Origin of the sequence: Stenotrophomonas sp. (assembly GCF_032103445.1) — a bacterium.
Taxonomy (GTDB): Bacteria; Pseudomonadota; Gammaproteobacteria; order Xanthomonadales; family Xanthomonadaceae; genus Stenotrophomonas.
The window spans coordinates 35,714-51,720 of record NZ_DAMDFR010000007.1 but is presented as its reverse complement, the minus strand read 5'-3'; the positions used below and the strand labels follow the sequence as shown (position 1 = coordinate 51,720).

Below are 16,007 nucleotides of genomic sequence, written 5' to 3'. Positions count from 1 at the left end.
CCTGTTGACGCGCCCGTAGCTCAGTTGGATAGAGTACCTGGCTACGAACCAGGCGGTCGGGAGTTCGAATCTCTCCGGGCGCACCATCAACAGGCTGACAGCTCCGCCGCTGTCTTCGGTAGTACAACGTGATGTAAATGCGCCCGTAGCTCAGTTGGATAGAGTACCTGGCTACGAACCAGGCGGTCGGGAGTTCGAATCTCTCCGGGCGCACCATCGCATCGCAAAAGAACGGCAGCCATCGGCTGCTGTTTTTTTTTGCGTTCCTGCAATTGCATGACCTACGTAGAGCCACGCCCTGCGTGGCTGCTGTTGGATTCAGGCGAACAGCCGGTGGTCACTGGTTTGCGTGCCTGGGCGTACCGGGGTGGGTTTGCGGGACACGCCGTGAACCCATCCATGGGGGCTCGTCAAAAACATCCATGTTTTTGACGGTCCCGCAAACCCACCCCGGCACGCCCCAGGCAGATGGCCGGTGGCCATGGGAAAAGCCACGGCAACATCAACGGCAATGTCGATTCGGGGTCATGCGTTACCGGATGTTGGCCATTTCACGGCGATCGTCTGTCGACCAATCCCACCGCGACCGCGAATGGGTTTTGATTTTCGATGGCCACCGACTTTTCGCACAAATCCAACAGAGGCCGGGCGAAGCCCGGCGGCACGCAATGCGTGCAATCAGGCTTCAACCCGCGCGCGCAGCCACTGCTGCTGCCATCGCCAGACGATCTGCTTCGGCAGGAAGCTGCGGGCTCGGGCAGCGGTCGCCGGCGTGCGCATCGTGCGCGAGCCAGTCGTCCACTACCCCACCCAACAGGTCCAGCCGCAGCGGCAACGTGATGTGGTCTTCGCCGCGCAGTTCGATGTAGTGCACGCGGTCGCTGGCTGCCGCCAGTCTGCGGCCCTGGTCCACGCGCACGTGGGCGTCATTCTGGCCGTGCAGCAGCAACACGCAGGCGCGGGTGTCGGCCACCGCGCGGGCCACGTCGACCTGGTTCAGATCCAGATCCAGCCGCTGGCTGGCGGCGGCGATCACCGCGTTGATGTCCTGGCTGCCGTAGCGCCAGCGACCATACGCCGCCATCGCCTGCGCCTTCCATGCAGTGGGCTGCAGCGACATCAAATGCGGAATCATGCTGCGGATCGCATCGCCCGCATTGGCGAACGATTCCATCGCCACCACGCCCGTGACCCGGTCGCCCAGCTTGTCCGCGGTGAACAGCGCCGTGGCTGCACCGTATGACACGCCGAACAGATACAGCGGACCCTGCACTTCGCCCTTGGCCTGCAGCGCGTCGATCACATCGACCACGTCGTCTGATTCGAACGTGCCGTAACCCGACGGCCCCGCACCCGAATGCCCATGGTTGCGCAGGTCGATGGTGACCACCCGGTAGCCGCTCTGCGCCAGCTGCAACGACCACGGCAGCATCGAATCGCCGTTCATCATCCAGCCGTGCAGCAGCACCACCGTGCCGCGCGGTGCCTGCGGCTGGAACGGCGTGGGCAGGCTCAGCTGCAGACCGGTCTGCAGCGGCTGACCGTTCTCGTGCGCCTGCGCGAGGTACTGGTACTGCACGCCGTACTGCCCCGGGTCGAAGGCGCGCCAGAAGATTGGAATGCCGGCGCGGCTGGTGACCTCACCGTGCCGGTTCGGGACGCTGTCCACCGCTGCGGTGATGCGCGGCATGTCCAGCAGCGTGGACACGCCGCCCGGCGCGATCAGGCGGTCGCTGAGCGAGGTGGACGAGGCAGAGGTATCGATGGAGGAACAGGCCGCCAGCCACAGGCCGGCTCCGGCCAGCAAGGGCAGCAGGAGGCGCTTCATGGGGGTGCAGACGCATCGCGAGGGCCGGCCAGAGTACGGGTCTGCGCAGGCGCGCTCTACCGCAGTTCGATGACGGAACCATGACAGGGCGGGAACTGTTCAGAAAAACGCGGCACCGACGCACGGAACCGTTGCGACGCGGGGTTCTGCCCGGCCGCGCTTTGCACGCGCCAACGCAAACCCCGTAGAGCCGGGCTTGCCCGGCTGCCGTTGGCGCACGCGAAAAGCAGCCGGGCAAGCCCGGCTCTACGACGCCCCCGCCCCACCTTCATGGCAGCCGCGGCGGACGCATCCCACTCTCACAACCACTGCGCCATCTGCGCCCACCACGCCTCCATGTGCCCCGGCTCGCGCAGCCGCTCACGCCACCAGCGCAGGGCCGCGCCCTCCTCCCCGGTACGCCAGGCCAGCCAGAAGGTTTCGTCCGGCTTGGGCTCCTCCACCTCGCGCACCACCAGCCGGCCCTGCGCCACTGCCGCCTGCACGTACGGCTCGGGCAGGAAACCGAAACCCAGCCCGGCGCACTGCAGGCGGAACTTGCTCAGCATGTCCGGCACGGTCACCGTCTCCTGCCCCATCAGCAGCCCCACCGTGCGCGGCAGCAGCCGGCGCGCGGAATCGGCCACGGCAATGGCGCAGTGCTCGGCCAGCGCATCGCGTCCGAGCGGCCCGGAATCCGCCGCCAACGGGTGTGACGGAGCCACCGCGAACACAAACCGCACCACGCCCAGCGCTTCCACCACATAACCGCCGCCACTGGGCCCCTCGCCCGCCGCCCCCACCAGCAGGTCGGCGCGGCGATCCAACAGCGCCTCCCAGGTGCCCGACAGCGCCTCGCTGATCAGCCGCACCCGGGTCTGCTCGGCCACCGCGCTGAAATCGGCAATGTCCTGCGCCAGCAACGCCGGCTGGAACATCGAATCCACCGCCAGAGTCAGCTCCGCCTCCCAGCCCGAGGCCACCCGGCGTACCCGCAACTCCAGTTCGCGGGCGGCCCGCAGCAGGTGCCTGCCCTCCTCCAGCAGCGCCTGCCCGGCCTCGGTGAGGTCCGCGCGCGGTCCGACCCGGTCGAACAGCCGCACGCCCAGGTCCTGCTCCAGCTTGGACACGGTGTAGGAAATCGTGGACGGCACCTTGTGCAGGGCCTTGCCGGCGGCCGCGAACGAACCGCGTCGGTCAATGGCGTCCAGGATCTGCAAGGCATCGAGGCTGAGCTTGAGCATTCGAAATTTTCGATGATGGCTTGCAAAACTATCCGTTTTTCAAACCCCGAACGCAAGCGGATACTGGCCGCAACAGGAAAGGGACGGGGCCAACCCACCCCGGACCATCATCGAAACAGTCGAACACTCAGGAGAACACCATGCTGCAGATCCGCAAGAGCAACACCCGTGGCCAGGCCAACCATGGCTGGCTGAACTCCCAGCACACCTTCTCGTTCGCCAACTATTACGACCCGCGCTACACCAGCTTTGGCCCGCTGCGCGTGATCAACGAAGACCAGGTGATCGGCGGCCAGGGCTTCGGCACCCATAGCCACAGCAACATGGAAATCGTCTCCTATGTGCTGGGCGGCGCGCTGGAGCACAAGGACTCGATGGGCACCGGCTCGGTGCTGCGCTACGGCGACGTGCAGCGCATGAGCGCGGGCAGCGGGGTCAGCCACAGTGAGTTCAATCACTCCCAGACCGAAACCGTGCACTTCCTGCAGATCTGGCTTTTCCCAGAAGTTGACGGCATTCCCCCGAGCTACGAAGAGACTCACTTCACCCCCGAGAGCAAGCGCGGCCAGTTGCGCCTGATCGTGTCCGAGGACGGCCGAGAAGGCTCGTTGAAGATCCATCAGAACGCGCGCATCTATGCCGGTCTGTTTGATGGCACTGAGCAGGCCAGGCTGGAGCTTGCTCCGGGACGCGGCAGCTATGTGCAGGTGGCGCGTGGTCAGGTGAAGGTCAACGGCATCACCCTGGATACCGGCGATGCGCTGCAGATCCGCGATGAGGCGCAGGTGACGATCGAGAACGGACGCGATGCCGAGGTGCTGGTGTTTGATCTGGCGGTGTAACCGACGCAGAAACCGCAGACAACAAAAAAGCCCCTGTTTCCAGGGGCTTTTCTGTAACTCTGGCGGAGTGGGAGGGATTCGAACCCTCGATAGAGTTTTTGGCCCTATACTCCCTTAGCAGGGGAGCCCCTTCAGCCACTCGGGCACCACTCCAGAAATCTGGCTTTCCTCGCTGCGGTGTTACGTCTCAGCGGGGGCGTGAAGAATAACGTTAATCACACCCCGAGGTAAAGCCTTAATTCGAAGAATCTTCGCCGCCGGATACATTCGGCTGGTCGCCGCGCTGGATGCGCTCGTAGATTTCTTCGCGGTGCACGGCCACATCCTTCGGAGCGGTGATACCGATACGCACCTGATTGCCCTTGACGCCGAGCACGGTGACGCTGACGTCATCGCCGATCTTCAGGGTTTCGCCAACACGGCGAGTCAGGATCAACATTGTTTTTTAGTCTCCAAGAACCGGTGGTTTTTCCCACCGGTTTGACGTCCAGCCAAGGAACGCCACGACAAAGGGAAAAGGATTAGCCATATTACCGTCTGGCCTCCCGCCCCATCAAGGAGCGGAGGCTTCAGAATGTTCAGATACGAGGGGTCACCCAGTCAACGACCCCGGCAAGGGCCGAGGCAAGGGCGGGCCCGTCCTCACCACCACCCTGGGCGAGGTCCGGGCGGCCGCCGCCCTTGCCCCCGATCTGACCGGCGATGTGGGACAACAGTTCCCCGGCCTTGACCTTGCCCATTGCGCTGCCGTTCACACCGGCAACAAGTGAGACCTTGCCGTCCTGGGCACCGGCCAACACGATGACGGTATTGACCAGTTGCTGCTTCAGGCGGTCGATCGCATCGCGCAGGGCCTTGGCGTCGAAGCCTTCCAGGCGCACGGCCAGGATCTTCACACCGTTCACGTCCACGGCCGAACCGCCGAGGTCGGCGGTGGCTCCGGCGGCCTGCTTGGCCTTCAGGGCTTCCAGTTCGCGTTCCAGCTTCTTCTGGCGCTCGCCCAACTGGCGGATCTTCTCGATCACGTCGCCGGCGGCACCGCCCAGCAGCGCGGCGGCCTCGGCCAGCTGTGCCTCTTCATGGCTGACATAGTCCAGTGCGCCCTGCCCGGTCACCGCCTCGATGCGGCGTACGCCCGAGGACACGCCGCCCTCGGAGGTGATCTTGAACAGGCCGATGTCGCCGGTGCGGCCGACGTGGGTACCGCCACACAGTTCGGTGGAGTAGTCGCCCATCTTCAGCACGCGTACGTTTTCGCCGTACTTTTCGCCGAACAGTGCCATCGCGCCGAAGTCCAGGGCTTCCTGCATGCCCATGTTGTGCACTTCGGCCGCGTTGTTGGCGCGGACCTGTTCGTTGACCTTGCGCTCGATCACGGCGAGCTCTTCCGGCGTGATCGGCTGGAAGTGCGAGAAGTCGAAGCGCAGGCGGTCCGGCGCGACCAGCGAGCCCTTCTGCTGCACATGGGTGCCCAGTACTTCGCGCAGGGCGGCGTGCAGCAGGTGGGTGGCCGAGTGGTTCAGGATGGTGGCCCCACGGCGCGCACCGTCGACCTGACCGCTGAGCACGTCGCCGACCTTCAGCGAACCGCTGGCGATCTGGCCGACGTGGCCATGGAACTGGCCAGCGAACTTCTGCGTGTCGGTCACCGGCAGCAGCACACCGTTGCCGGTGAGCGTGCCGGTATCACCGACCTGGCCACCGGATTCGGCATAGAACGGGGTCTGGTCGGTGAAGACGATCACGTCATCACCGGCCTGGGCGCTGTCCACGGCGCGGCCGTCCTTGAGCAGGGCGACCACGGTCAGGCCGTCGGCCTGCAGGCGGTCGTAGCCCTGGAACACGGTCGGCTTGAGGGTGGCCACCAGCTCGGCCGACAGCGTCACGCCGCCACCGAACTTGCCGCCCTTGCGGCCGTCTTCGCGCTGCTTTTCCATGGCGGCATCGAAGCCGGCAATGTCCACCACCAGGTCGCGCTCGCGCGCGATGTCCTGGGTGAGGTCGAGCGGGAAGCCGTAGGTGTCGTACAGGCGGAAGGCGTCGACGCCCGGAATGATGCCGTCGGTGACCTGCGCGGCGACGTCATCGAAGATCTTCATGCCCGAATCGAGCGTCTGCGCGAAGCGCTCCTCTTCGGCCTGCAGGGCACGCACCACGGTGTCGGCCTGGGCCGGCAGTTCCGGATAGGCTTCACCCATCTGCTCGACCAGGGTCGGCACCAGCTTGCTGAAGAACGGCTGGCGCACGCCCAGCATCCAGCCGTGGCGCAGGGCGCGACGGATGATCCGGCGCAGTACATAGCCGCGGCCTTCGTTGGACGGCAGCACGCCGTCGACGATCAGGAACGAGCAGGCGCGGATGTGGTCGGCAATGACGCGCAGCGACTTGTTTTCCAGATCGGCCATGCCGGTCAGTTCGCTGGCCTTGCGGATCAGCGCCTGGAACAGGTCGATCTCGTAATTGGTGTGCACGTGCTGCAGGATCGCGGTCAGGCGCTCCAGGCCCATGCCGGTGTCGACACACGGAGCCGGCAGCGGCACCAGGGTGCCGTCGGGCTGGCGGTCGAACTGCATGAACACCAGGTTCCAGATCTCGATGAAGCGGTCACCGTCTTCATCCGGCGAGCCCGGGGGACCACCGGCGATGTGGTCGCCGTGGTCATAGAAGATCTCGGTGCACGGACCGCACGGGCCGGTGTCGGCCATCTGCCAGAAGTTGTCCGACGCAAACGGCGCACCCTTGTTGTCGCCGATGCGCACGATGCGCTCTTCGGGAATGCCGACCATGTCGCGCCACAGCGCATAGGCCTCGTCGTCGGTCTGGTACACGGTGACCAGCAGGCGCTCGGGCGGCAGCTTCCACACCTGGGTCAGCAGTTCCCAGGCCCAGGCAATGGCGTCCTTCTTGAAGTAGTCGCCGAACGACCAGTTGCCCAGCATTTCAAAGAAGGTGTGGTGGCGGGCGGTGTAGCCGACCTGATCCAGGTCGTTGTGCTTGCCGCCGGCGCGCAGGCAGCGCTGCACGTCGGCCGCGCGCACGTAGCTACGCTTTTCCGCGCCAAGGAACACGTCCTTGAACTGCACCATGCCGGAATTGGTGAACATCAGGGTCGGGTCGTTGCCCGGCACCAGCGGGGCCGACGGCACGATGGTGTGGCCCTTGCCCTTGAAGAACTCAAGGAAGTCGCTGCGGATCTGGGAGGTGGTGAATTTGGCGGATGCGGTCATGGTGGGGCTGGCTGTGTGCGGGCCGGTCGGACCCTGGCAACTGCGGGACCGCCGAAACCACCAAGGGTATCAGGCCGGAGGCCAATCCGGGCAGGCCCCGCGGGCGTTGCGTGACCCTGCGCCCGGTAGTGACACGCCATGCGTGTCAACGCGGACTGTCAGTCCTCGAGTTCGTACCGCGTCGCCCGCCGGATCGAATCCCCATCAAACCCCCGCCGGGCCAGCAGATCGGCGGCCTTGCGCCGCTGCGGCAGGTCCTGTGGCCCCGCCTCGCCGAACCGGCGGCGGACCAGGTCCCGGGCATTCTCGGTCCAGTCACCCTCAAAGGCGTCCATGGCAGTGGCAATCTGTCCGCTGTCCAGACCATGGGTACCCAGCTCGGCGCGGATGTGAATCGGGCCATAGCCGGTATTGGCGCGCATCCGCACCAGATTCTCGGCAAACCGGGTGTCGTCCTGCCAACCGGCCTCGGTCAGCTTGCTGACGGCCGCTTCGGCGGCGTCGGTTTCAATGCCCCGCGCGGTGAGCTTGCGGGTGAGTTCCTTGCGCGAATGCTCACGGCGGACCAGCAGCCCCAGCGCCCGCTGGACGGGGGTCTGTTCACGAACGCGGCGCTTCTTGCGGCCGCCCTCCGGGCTGTCGGCATCGTGCATTACGGTCTCGCAAAGGGAAAACTGCGGGGCAGCGCCTGCGTCACTGACGGCGCCGCCCTGCCCCGCAGGAAAACTTACTCGTCGTCGCCGTCGTCGTCGCCTTCCTCGCGAGCGGCTTCGGCCGGCTGGAACTTCTCGCGCAGCTCGGCTTCCAGGCGCTGGGCGACCTGCGGGTTGTCGCGCAGGTAACCGCGGGCGTTGTCCTTGCCCTGGCCGATGCGTTCTTCACCGTAGCTGTACCAGGCACCGGCCTTTTCAACCAGCTTGGCTTCCACGCCCATGTCGATCAGTTCGCCTTCGCGGCTGATGCCTTCGCCGTACAGGATCTCGGTGATGACCTGCTTGAACGGAGGAGCCAGCTTGTTCTTGACGACCTTGATCTTGGTCTGGTTGCCGATGATCTCATCGCCCTTCTTGATCGCGCCGATGCGGCGGATGTCAAGGCGGACCGAGGCATAGAACTTCAGCGCGTTGCCACCGGTGGTGGTTTCCGGGCTCTGGCCGGGCATCATCACGCCGATCTTCATGCGCAGCTGGTTGATGAAGACCACCAGAGTGTTGGAGCGCTTGATGTTGCCGGTGAGCTTGCGCAGCGCCTGGCTCATCAGACGGGCCTGAAGACCCGGCAGCTGATCGCCCATTTCACCCTCGATTTCGGCCTTCGGGGTCAGCGCGGCGACCGAGTCGATGACCACGATGTCGATCGAACCCGAGCGCACCAGCATGTCGGCGATTTCCAGCGCCTGTTCACCGGTATCCGGCTGCGACAGCAGCAGCTCGTCCACGTTCACGCCCAGCTTGGCGGCGTAGATCGGGTCCAGCGCGTGCTCGGCGTCAATGAAGGCCGCCGTGCCGCCCTTCTTCTGGCACTCGGCGATGGCCTGCAGGGTCAGGGTGGTCTTGCCGGAAGACTCCGGACCGTAGATTTCAACGACACGGCCCTTGGGCAGACCGCCGATGCCCAGCGCGATGTCGAGCATCAGCGAGCCGGTCGGGATGGCTTCCACGGCTTCGATGACGCGGTCGCCCATGCGCATCACCGAGCCCTTGCCGAACTGCTTTTCGATCTGGCTCAGTGCGGCGGTAAGGGCGCGCTTCTTGTTCTCGTCCATCGGAGAGGTCCTTGCAGAGGTCATGTCGTTGGAGGGGGTGTCTTTGGTTGATTTCTTGGCCACGGGGTCACTTTAAGGTTGGCGTATCGCACAGGCTGAGATTCTGCCCGGCGTTCGGAAAAAAATTATCGGACATCCGTACCAACCTCAGCCAAATCAGAGAATCGCCACAAAAGACCGCGCGTTTGGAGCATGGAAGAACTCAGCGGTTCGGCCGTAACAGGCCGCAATAGAGCCCTTCAATGGCGAAATCCTGGTCGGGCAGGACTTCGATCGGTTTGTAGTCGGGGTTACGTGGCAACAGCCGGATGCGGTCTTTGCCCATCTTCAGCAGCTTGACGGTGATCTCGTCATCGATGCGGGCGACCACGATCTGCCCGGAGCGGGCATCCCGGGTGCGGTGCACGCCGATCAGGTCGCCATCGAAGATGCCTTCGTCGATCATCGAGTCGCCCTGCACTTTCAGCAGGTAATCCGGCGCGGGCGAGAAGAACACCCGGTCGAGCACCACGAAATCATCCGAGCCGATGTCGGCACCAATCGGCAGGCCGGCGGCCACGCGGCCCAGCACCGGCAGCCGCAGCACGCCGTCCGGCAGTGCCGGAGCCGGCAGCGAATCGGGCAGGCCCTCCTGCAGCGGCGGGGCCTGGACCAGCCGGATGCCACGGGCCTGACCGGGAATGCGACGGATCGCCCCGGCCTGTTCCAGCGCCTCCAGGTGGTACTGCGCGGCGCGCACGCCCTTGAAGCCGAACGCGCGGGCGATTTCCGTCTGCGACGGCGGCGCGCCGTCGGTCTCGATACGCTCGGCGATCAACTGCAGGATCGCCTGCTGGGTGTCGGTGAGTTCCATGGTTAGTAGTATTACTACTAACGATAGGGGTGCGCAAGTGCACGGAACAAAAAAGCGAAGCCACCAACGCCATCCCGACGCAGGCACGTAGCAATGCACGTAGAGCCACGCCATGCGTGGCTTCGCACCAATGCCGAAGCCGACCCCGGACGTGGTCATGATTCTGGGGAGAAGCGCGCCTGATTCCGGAACCGCGCAGCCACGCAGGGCGTGGCTCTACGGGTGGGTCTGGCACCGCGAGGACACGCATGGCGTGTCCCTACAAAGCCAGCCACATCCCGGACGCGTGTCATCCAGCGCGATCGACCACCCCGTAGCGACGCGCCATGCGCGTCAGCCCGGCACCGCGCGTCACCGGTTCCGCAGAATCGACACCAGAATCCACACCCCGCAGAACCCGGCCCCGATGAACCCGGCCACGCCCAGCGCCAGCAGCCAACGGCTGGAGATCCCGCCTACGCTGTGCATGACGATCGACGAACCAATGATCAGCGCAGCGGTGACGATCCCCACCACCAGCCGGTTCGCGGCCCGGTTCACCTGCTCGCCGAACCCCTCCAGCGCATGGGTCTCGACCTTCAGCTGCAGCCGCCCGCGGCGGGCCATCTGCAGCAGCCGGCGCACGTCGCGCGGCAGGTCGCCGACCAGGTCCAGCGCGCCCATCAGGCTGCGCCGGCCACGCTTGAGCAGCGCTGAAGGCGCATAGCGCTGCAGCATCACCCGTTCCAGATAAGGCCGCGCGGCGCTGGCCATGTCGAACTGCGGGTCCAGCTGCCGGCCCATGCCCTCCAGGGTGAGGAAGGTCTTGATCATCAGCGCCAGGTCGGACGGCAAGGTCAGCGAATATTGGCGCAGCAGCTGGGTGATGTTGCCCAGCATCAGGCCCATGTGCAGGTCCTTCAGCGGCACGCCCCGGTACTGGTCGACGAACACGCTGATGTCCTGCTGCAGGCGTGATTCGTCAACGTCGACGCCGCCGGCCCAGTCGAGCAGGATGTCGGCGACCGATTCGGGTTCCTGGTTGACCAGCCCGTGCAGCAGCTGCGCGACCTGGAAGCGGCGTTGTTCGGAGATGGCCCCGACCATGCCGAAGTCGATCACCCCGATGCGGCCATCGCGCAGGTAGATGATGTTGCCGGGGTGCGGATCGGCGTGGAAGCAGCCGTCCTCCAGCACCATCTTCAGCACGATCCGCGCGCCGGTACGGGCCAGTTGCACCCGGTCCAGCCCGGCCGCATCCACGGCGGTGAGGTCACGGCCCGGAATACCGTCGACGAAATCCTGGACGTTGAGGCTTTCGCAGGTCCACTGCCAATGCACGCGCGGAATCAGGATGTCCTTGCGGCCCTGGAAATTGCGCGCGATGCGCTCGGCATTGCGGCACTCGGCGGCGAAGTCGAGCTCGCGGCGCAGCGACACCTGGAACTGCTGCACCACCTCAGCGGGTCGATAGCGCTGCAGATCGGGCAGCCGCGCTTCGACGATCTCGGCCAACCGCGCCAGCAGGCGCAGGTCGGCCTCGATCACGTCGCGGATGCCGGGCCGGCGGATCTTCAGGACCACTTCACTACCGTCCTGCAGCCGCGCACGGTGCGCCTGGGCCAGCGAGGCGGCGGCCATCGGCATCACGTCCAACCAGGCGAACACCTGTTCGGGTGGCGCACCGAGGTCGGCTTCCAGCTGCCCTCGCACCTGGTCAAACGGCAGCGCCGGGACCGCGTTCTGCAGCTCGGAGAACTCGGCGATCCAGTCCGGCGGGAACAGGTCGACGCGGGTGGCCAGCACCTGGCCGAGTTTGACGAAGGTGGGGCCCAGGTCTTCCATGGCCCGGCGCACGCGCACCGGCGCGGTCATGCGCAGCATGTGCTGGGTGTCGTTCCAGTGCAGCAGGCGGCCGGCGCGTTCCAGCACGTCGGCCAGGCCGATGCGGCGCACCAGGTCGCCGAAGCCATAGCGGATCAGGACCGAGGCGATTTCCTGCAGTCGCCCCAGGTCACGGACGGTTCCCAGTGTTTCCCACATCGCCACGCGCTCCGTTGCCTACACTCGCCCAGCATGTCACACCGGCGCGAAGATTCCGGTAAGCGCCTGCTCTACGGTCTGTCGGCGAATGGCATCACGGTCGCCGTCGAACTGGAACAACTGCGCGCGGGCGTAGCCACCGCGCTGCTTCCAGGCAATCCAGACGCTGCCGACCGGTTTGTCGGCACTGCCGCCACCGGGCCCGGCGATACCGGTGACCGCAACGGCGACGCCGGCACCGGAATTGACCAGCGCACCGGAGACCATCTCCATCACCGTTTCGCGACTGACCGCGCCGAACTGCTCCAGGGTCTGCGCGCGTACACCGAGCAGGCGCTGTTTGGCCTCGTAGCTGTAGACCACCATGCCGCAGTCGAAGAACGCGGAAGAACCGGCGATGTCGGTCATGGCCTTGGCGATCCAGCCACCACTGCAGCTTTCGGCGGTGACCAGCTGCAGGCTGGCCTGCTGCAGGCGCTGGCCGGTGGCGCGGGCCAGATCGGCCAGATCAGATTCGGTAGGGACGGTCATGGTCATGTTGTAACCCGGATGCAATGCGCGTGTCGTGTGCCCGATGGACGCGCATGGCGCGTCCCTACCGTAGGGACACGCCGTGCGTGTCCACGGAATCCATCACCACTCGGGGACCTTTTCCGGCAGCATCGCCTTGATCGGCGCGCCGTTGGCGCTGGCGGCCAGCTTCTCGGCTTCGGCGATGGGCAGGTCCACCTCCAGCAACCAGCCCTCCTCGTCCACCTGCTCGCCGCGCACCACTTCGAGCTGGTGCAGGCGCGAACGCAGACGGCCGGCGCTGGGGGGCAGGCGCAGCTGACCGGTGATGTGCTGCAGGCCCAGCCGCTTGCCGAGCACGCTCTGCAGCAGTTCGAGACCAGTGCCGTCGCGGGCCGACATCCACACGCGCTCGCGGCGCGCCGGATCGGGAATGCCGTCCTGTGCGTCGTGGCGTGGCTCGGCCCCGTCGATGCGGTCGATCTTGTTGAACACCAGCAGCTGCGGCAGATCGCCTGCCCCCACCGCAGCCAGCACTTCGTCGACCTGGGCAATGCGCTCTTCGCGGTGCGGGTCGGCCGCATCCACCACATGCAGCAGGAAGTCAGCCTCGCGCGCTTCGGACAACGTGGAGCGGAACGCGGCCACCAGTTCGTGCGGCAGGTCGCGCACGAAACCGACGGTGTCGGCCAGCACCACGTTGCCGCCGGGAATGGCGATACGCCGCACGGTCGGGTCCAGGGTGGCGAACAGCTGGTCGGCCGCGTACGCCTCGGCACCGGTCAACGCGTTGAACAGGGTCGACTTGCCGGCATTGGTATAGCCGACCAGGGCCACGCGCGGCAGTTCGCTGCGCACGCGCGCACGGCGCATCTGGGTGCGCTGTACTTCCACCTTTTCCAGCCGCTTCTGCAGCTGCTCCACGCGCTTCTGCAGCAGCCGGCGGTCGGTTTCGAGCTGGGTTTCACCCGGGCCGCGCAGGCCAATGGCACCACCGCGCTGACGCTCCAGGTGGGTCCAGCCGCGCACCAGCCGCGTGGCCAGGTGGCGCAGCTGCGCCAGCTCGACCTGCAGCTTGCCTTCGTGGCTGTGCGCCCGCTGCGCGAAGATGTCCAGGATCAGCCCGGTACGGTCGATCACCCGGCGCTCCAGAAAGCGCTCCAGGTTGCGTTCCTGCACCGGGCTCAACGCGTGGTTGACCAGGATCAGGTCGGCCCCGGTGGCATCCGCGGCCGCCTTCACTTCATCGAGCTTGCCGCTGCCGATCAGGATCGACGGATTGGGCCGGTCGATCCGCGCGGTGAGCGTGGCCGCGATGCTGGCCCCGGCCGAGCGGGCCAGGTCGGTGAACTCTTCCAGCACGTCTTCTTCCAGCTTTCCCGCATGGGGCTGGATCAGGAGCGCGTGTTCGCCCCGCTTGGAACGGTCAAACACGCATCACTCCGGTCTTGCCTGCTTCATTCAACGTCGTCATCGCCCTGGGCACCGTCGGTGCCGCCGTCATTGGACTGTACATAGCCGCCACCGGGACCGACCCGTACGTTGCGTGCCGGCACCACGGTGGAAATGGCGTGCTTGTACACCATCTGGCTCACCGTATTGCGCAGCAGGACCACGAACTGGTCGAACGATTCAATCGTGCCCTGCAGTTTGATGCCGTTGACCAGATACACCGACACCGGCACGCGTTCGCGCCGCAGTGCATTCAGAAACGGATCCTGCAGCGATTGCCCCTTGGACATTGCACACTCCTCATTATTGTTCTTATTGGGTAGCCCGGCGGCGGTCACGGCCCCGTCGCCCACCGGAATCATTGATGGTACACCGCCCCGAGGGCGTGAAGACATGGTTCAGGTCGCAGTAAATGCACTGACCGCGTCGGCCAGGGCTACGGCATCCAGATGGGGGTCGAACCAGCGCGCATCAAGTTCGCCGCGCAGCCAAGTGAGCTGGCGCTTGGCCAGCTGGCGGGTGGCATAGATGCCCTTGTCGCGGAACTCGGCGGCCGTGCCCTGCCCGTCCAGATATTCCCAGGCCTGGCGGTAGCCCACCGCGCGCACCGCCGGCAGGTCCAGCGGCGCGGCCACGGCTGCCATTTCCGGCAACGCGCGCAGCGCACGCACCTCGTCGAGGAAACCATGGGCGAGCATTGCATCGAAGCGGGTCTCGATGCGTTGGTGCAGGGTGCCGCGCTCGCGCGGGGCCAGGATCAGCTTGAGACAGCGCACCGGCAACCGGTCCACGCCCGGTCGCTTCTGCCATTCGGAGATCGGGGTGCCGGTCAGCCGGTACACCTCCAGCGCCCGCTGGATGCGCTGCGGGTCGGTGGCGTGAATGCGCGCAGCGGCGGCGGGGTCGACCTGGGCCAGCTCGGCATGCAGTGCTGGCCAGCCGCGCGCCGCGCCTTCCGCGCTGATCCGCGCGCGCAGCTCCGGATCTGCCGCCGGCATCGGCGACAGGCCCTGCAACAGCGCGCGGAAGTACAGCCCGGTACCACCGGCCAGAATCGGCATGCGATCACGGGCGACAATGTCGGCCACCACACGCGCGGCGTCGGCGGCGAACTCGGCAGCGGAATAGGTCTGCCACGGGTCACGCAGGTCGAGCAGATGGTGCGGGGCCTGTGCGCGTTCGGCGGCATCGGGCTTGGCGGAGCCGATATCCAGGCCACGATAGACCAGCGCCGAGTCGACGCTGACGATCTCGCCGCCCAGCTGCTGCGCCAATGCAATGGCCGTGGCGGTCTTGCCCGACGCGGTCGGGCCCATCACGGCAATCGCCAAGGGTCGCTGGTCGACGGCCATCAATCCTCGTCCGGCCAGCGCGGCATGGCCGGGGCAGCGGCCACACGCGGTGTGGGCACGGCATCGACGGCGGCCCAGATTTTGAGCGCATCCACCGTCGCAGCAACGTCGTGCACGCGCAGGATCGTCGCGCCACGCTGGGCGGCGATCAGGTGGGCGGCGACTGAACCGGCCACGCGGTCACGCGGCTGTTCGCGCCCGGTGAGTTCGCCGATGCTGCGTTTGCGCGACAGTCCGGCCAGCATCGGCACGCCCAGCTCCAGAAAGCGTTCGGAGCGGGCCAGCAGGGTCATGTTGTGTTCCGTGGTCTTGCCGAAGCCGAAGCCCAGGTCGATGACCAGGTTCTTCTTGGCGATACCGGCCATCTCCGCCGAGAACATGCGCTCGGCCAGGAAACGATGCACCTCGGCGACCACGTCGTCGTAGTGCGGGGTGTCCTGCATGCTGCCCGGCTCGCCCTGCATGTGCATCAGCACCACCGGAACGCCGAGTTCAGCGGCGGCGGCCAGCGCACCGTCCTGACGCAGCGCGTGGATGTCGTTGATCATGCCGGCGCCGGCCGCCACGGCCGCACGCATCACCTCGGGTTTGAAGGTGTCCACGCTGAGCGGCACCTGGGTGCGTTCGGCCAACGCCTGGATCACCGGCACTACCCGGCGCAGTTCCTCTTCCACCGACACCGGGGCGGCACCGGGGCGGGTGGACTCACCGCCGATGTCGAGCAGGTCGGCCCCTTCCGCCACCAGCTGCAGGCCGTGGGCAACCGCCGCGTCGGTGGTGTCGTGCGCGCCGCCGTCGGAGAACGAATCCGGGGTGACGTTGACGATGCCCATCACGCGCGGGCGATCCAGTCGCAGCACGCGGCCGCCGCAGTCCAGCTGGGGAGAAGTGTCGAACATGGGCCATCCACAAAGTGCGCCAGCGCATAGTTTA

14 protein-coding genes and 3 tRNA genes are annotated in these 16,007 nt (G+C 66.3%); 3 read left to right on the top strand and 14 right to left on the bottom strand.

The annotated features are described in order from the left end of the window. Positions 1-9 precede the first annotated feature (9 nt). A tRNA-Arg gene (locus RT551_RS04515) sits at positions 10-86 on the top strand. Positions 87-139: 53 nt separating this feature from the next. Next, positions 140-216, top strand: a tRNA-Arg gene (locus RT551_RS04510). Positions 217-685: 469 nt separating this feature from the next. Here RT551_RS04510 and RT551_RS04505 read toward each other — a convergent pair. Both RT551_RS04505 and RT551_RS04500 read right to left on the bottom strand, forming a co-directional pair. Continuing rightward, positions 686-1,828: an alpha/beta fold hydrolase gene (locus RT551_RS04505; protein WP_313455991.1), complete on the bottom strand. Its 1,143-nt coding sequence runs from the start codon at positions 1,826-1,828 to the stop codon at positions 686-688. Between the two features lie 299 nt (positions 1,829-2,127). After that, the gene (locus tag RT551_RS04500; protein WP_313455989.1) at positions 2,128-3,051 is read right to left on the bottom strand and encodes a LysR family transcriptional regulator; all 924 of its coding nucleotides are present in this window, start codon (positions 3,049-3,051) and stop codon (positions 2,128-2,130) included. 140 nt (positions 3,052-3,191) lie between these two features. Between RT551_RS04500 and RT551_RS04495 the strand changes: the two genes are divergently transcribed. Beyond that, the gene (locus tag RT551_RS04495; protein WP_313455987.1) at positions 3,192-3,893 is read left to right on the top strand and encodes a pirin family protein; all 702 of its coding nucleotides are present in this window, start codon (positions 3,192-3,194) and stop codon (positions 3,891-3,893) included. Between the two features lie 60 nt (positions 3,894-3,953). Here RT551_RS04495 and RT551_RS04490 read toward each other — a convergent pair. The 12 genes from RT551_RS04490 to folP form a co-directional block, all read right to left on the bottom strand. Then, positions 3,954-4,046 (bottom strand) — tRNA-Ser (locus RT551_RS04490). A gap of 82 nt (positions 4,047-4,128) precedes the next feature. Beyond that, positions 4,129-4,332, bottom strand: a complete 204-nt coding sequence (csrA, locus tag RT551_RS04485; protein ID WP_282294711.1) for a carbon storage regulator CsrA — start codon at positions 4,330-4,332, stop codon at positions 4,129-4,131. Between the two features lie 139 nt (positions 4,333-4,471). Then, positions 4,472-7,120, bottom strand: a complete 2,649-nt coding sequence (gene alaS, locus RT551_RS04480) for an alanine--tRNA ligase (RefSeq protein WP_313455985.1) — start codon at positions 7,118-7,120, stop codon at positions 4,472-4,474. 158 nt (positions 7,121-7,278) lie between these two features. Then, a complete protein-coding gene (recX, locus tag RT551_RS04475; RefSeq protein WP_313455983.1) occupies positions 7,279-7,773 on the bottom strand; it encodes a recombination regulator RecX in 495 nt (164 codons plus the stop codon). Between the two features lie 74 nt (positions 7,774-7,847). Next, entirely contained in the window at positions 7,848-8,885 is a 1,038-nt protein-coding gene (gene recA, locus RT551_RS04470; protein WP_125361455.1) for a recombinase RecA, read from the bottom strand. 202 nt (positions 8,886-9,087) lie between these two features. Next, positions 9,088-9,738, bottom strand: coding sequence for a transcriptional repressor LexA (gene lexA / locus RT551_RS04465; protein WP_313455981.1), 651 nt, complete (start codon positions 9,736-9,738; stop codon positions 9,088-9,090). A gap of 351 nt (positions 9,739-10,089) precedes the next feature. Next, positions 10,090-11,760, bottom strand: a complete 1,671-nt coding sequence (gene ubiB / locus RT551_RS04460; RefSeq protein WP_313455980.1) for a 2-polyprenylphenol 6-hydroxylase — start codon at positions 11,758-11,760, stop codon at positions 10,090-10,092. A 36-nt stretch (positions 11,761-11,796) separates the two neighbouring features. Further along, positions 11,797-12,291 (bottom strand): CinA family protein, encoded by a 495-nt coding sequence (locus RT551_RS04455; RefSeq protein WP_313456073.1) that lies wholly within the window; start codon positions 12,289-12,291, stop codon positions 11,797-11,799. A gap of 102 nt (positions 12,292-12,393) precedes the next feature. Further along, complete coding sequence (gene hflX / locus RT551_RS04450; protein WP_313455978.1) at positions 12,394-13,704, bottom strand: ribosome rescue GTPase HflX; 1,311 nt, start codon at positions 13,702-13,704, stop codon at positions 12,394-12,396. A gap of 23 nt (positions 13,705-13,727) precedes the next feature. Further along, the gene (hfq, locus tag RT551_RS04445; RefSeq protein WP_282294704.1) at positions 13,728-14,012 is read right to left on the bottom strand and encodes an RNA chaperone Hfq; all 285 of its coding nucleotides are present in this window, start codon (positions 14,010-14,012) and stop codon (positions 13,728-13,730) included. A gap of 108 nt (positions 14,013-14,120) precedes the next feature. Beyond that, positions 14,121-15,074: a tRNA (adenosine(37)-N6)-dimethylallyltransferase MiaA gene (gene miaA / locus RT551_RS04440; RefSeq protein ID WP_313455976.1), complete on the bottom strand. Its 954-nt coding sequence runs from the start codon at positions 15,072-15,074 to the stop codon at positions 14,121-14,123. Beyond that, positions 15,074-15,973: a dihydropteroate synthase gene (folP, locus tag RT551_RS04435; RefSeq protein ID WP_313455974.1), complete on the bottom strand. Its 900-nt coding sequence runs from the start codon at positions 15,971-15,973 to the stop codon at positions 15,074-15,076. Before folP ends, miaA begins: the two co-directional genes overlap by 1 nt. Positions 15,974-16,007: the final 34 nt, after the last annotated feature.

Bases quoted from the DNA above. Each gene is read 5' to 3' on its own strand.
- RT551_RS04505 (WP_313455991.1), bottom strand. From the start codon at position 1,828: ATGAAGCGCCTCCTGCTGCCCTTGCTGGCCGGAGCCGGCCTGTGGCTG.
- RT551_RS04500 (WP_313455989.1), bottom strand. From the start codon at position 3,051: ATGCTCAAGCTCAGCCTCGATGCCTTGCAGATCCTGGACGCCATTGAC.
- RT551_RS04495 (WP_313455987.1), top strand. From the start codon at position 3,192: ATGCTGCAGATCCGCAAGAGCAACACCCGTGGCCAGGCCAACCATGGC.
- csrA (WP_282294711.1), bottom strand. From the start codon at position 4,332: ATGTTGATCCTGACTCGCCGTGTTGGCGAAACCCTGAAGATCGGCGAT.
- alaS (WP_313455985.1), bottom strand. From the start codon at position 7,120: ATGACCGCATCCGCCAAATTCACCACCTCCCAGATCCGCAGCGACTTC.
- recX (WP_313455983.1), bottom strand. From the start codon at position 7,773: ATGCACGATGCCGACAGCCCGGAGGGCGGCCGCAAGAAGCGCCGCGTT.
- recA (WP_125361455.1), bottom strand. From the start codon at position 8,885: ATGGACGAGAACAAGAAGCGCGCCCTTACCGCCGCACTGAGCCAGATC.
- lexA (WP_313455981.1), bottom strand. From the start codon at position 9,738: ATGGAACTCACCGACACCCAGCAGGCGATCCTGCAGTTGATCGCCGAG.
- ubiB (WP_313455980.1), bottom strand. From the start codon at position 11,760: ATGTGGGAAACACTGGGAACCGTCCGTGACCTGGGGCGACTGCAGGAA.
- RT551_RS04455 (WP_313456073.1), bottom strand. From the start codon at position 12,291: ATGACCGTCCCTACCGAATCTGATCTGGCCGATCTGGCCCGCGCCACC.
- hfq (WP_282294704.1), bottom strand. From the start codon at position 14,012: ATGTCCAAGGGGCAATCGCTGCAGGATCCGTTTCTGAATGCACTGCGG.
- miaA (WP_313455976.1), bottom strand. From the start codon at position 15,074: ATGGCCGTCGACCAGCGACCCTTGGCGATTGCCGTGATGGGCCCGACC.
- folP (WP_313455974.1), bottom strand. From the start codon at position 15,973: ATGTTCGACACTTCTCCCCAGCTGGACTGCGGCGGCCGCGTGCTGCGA.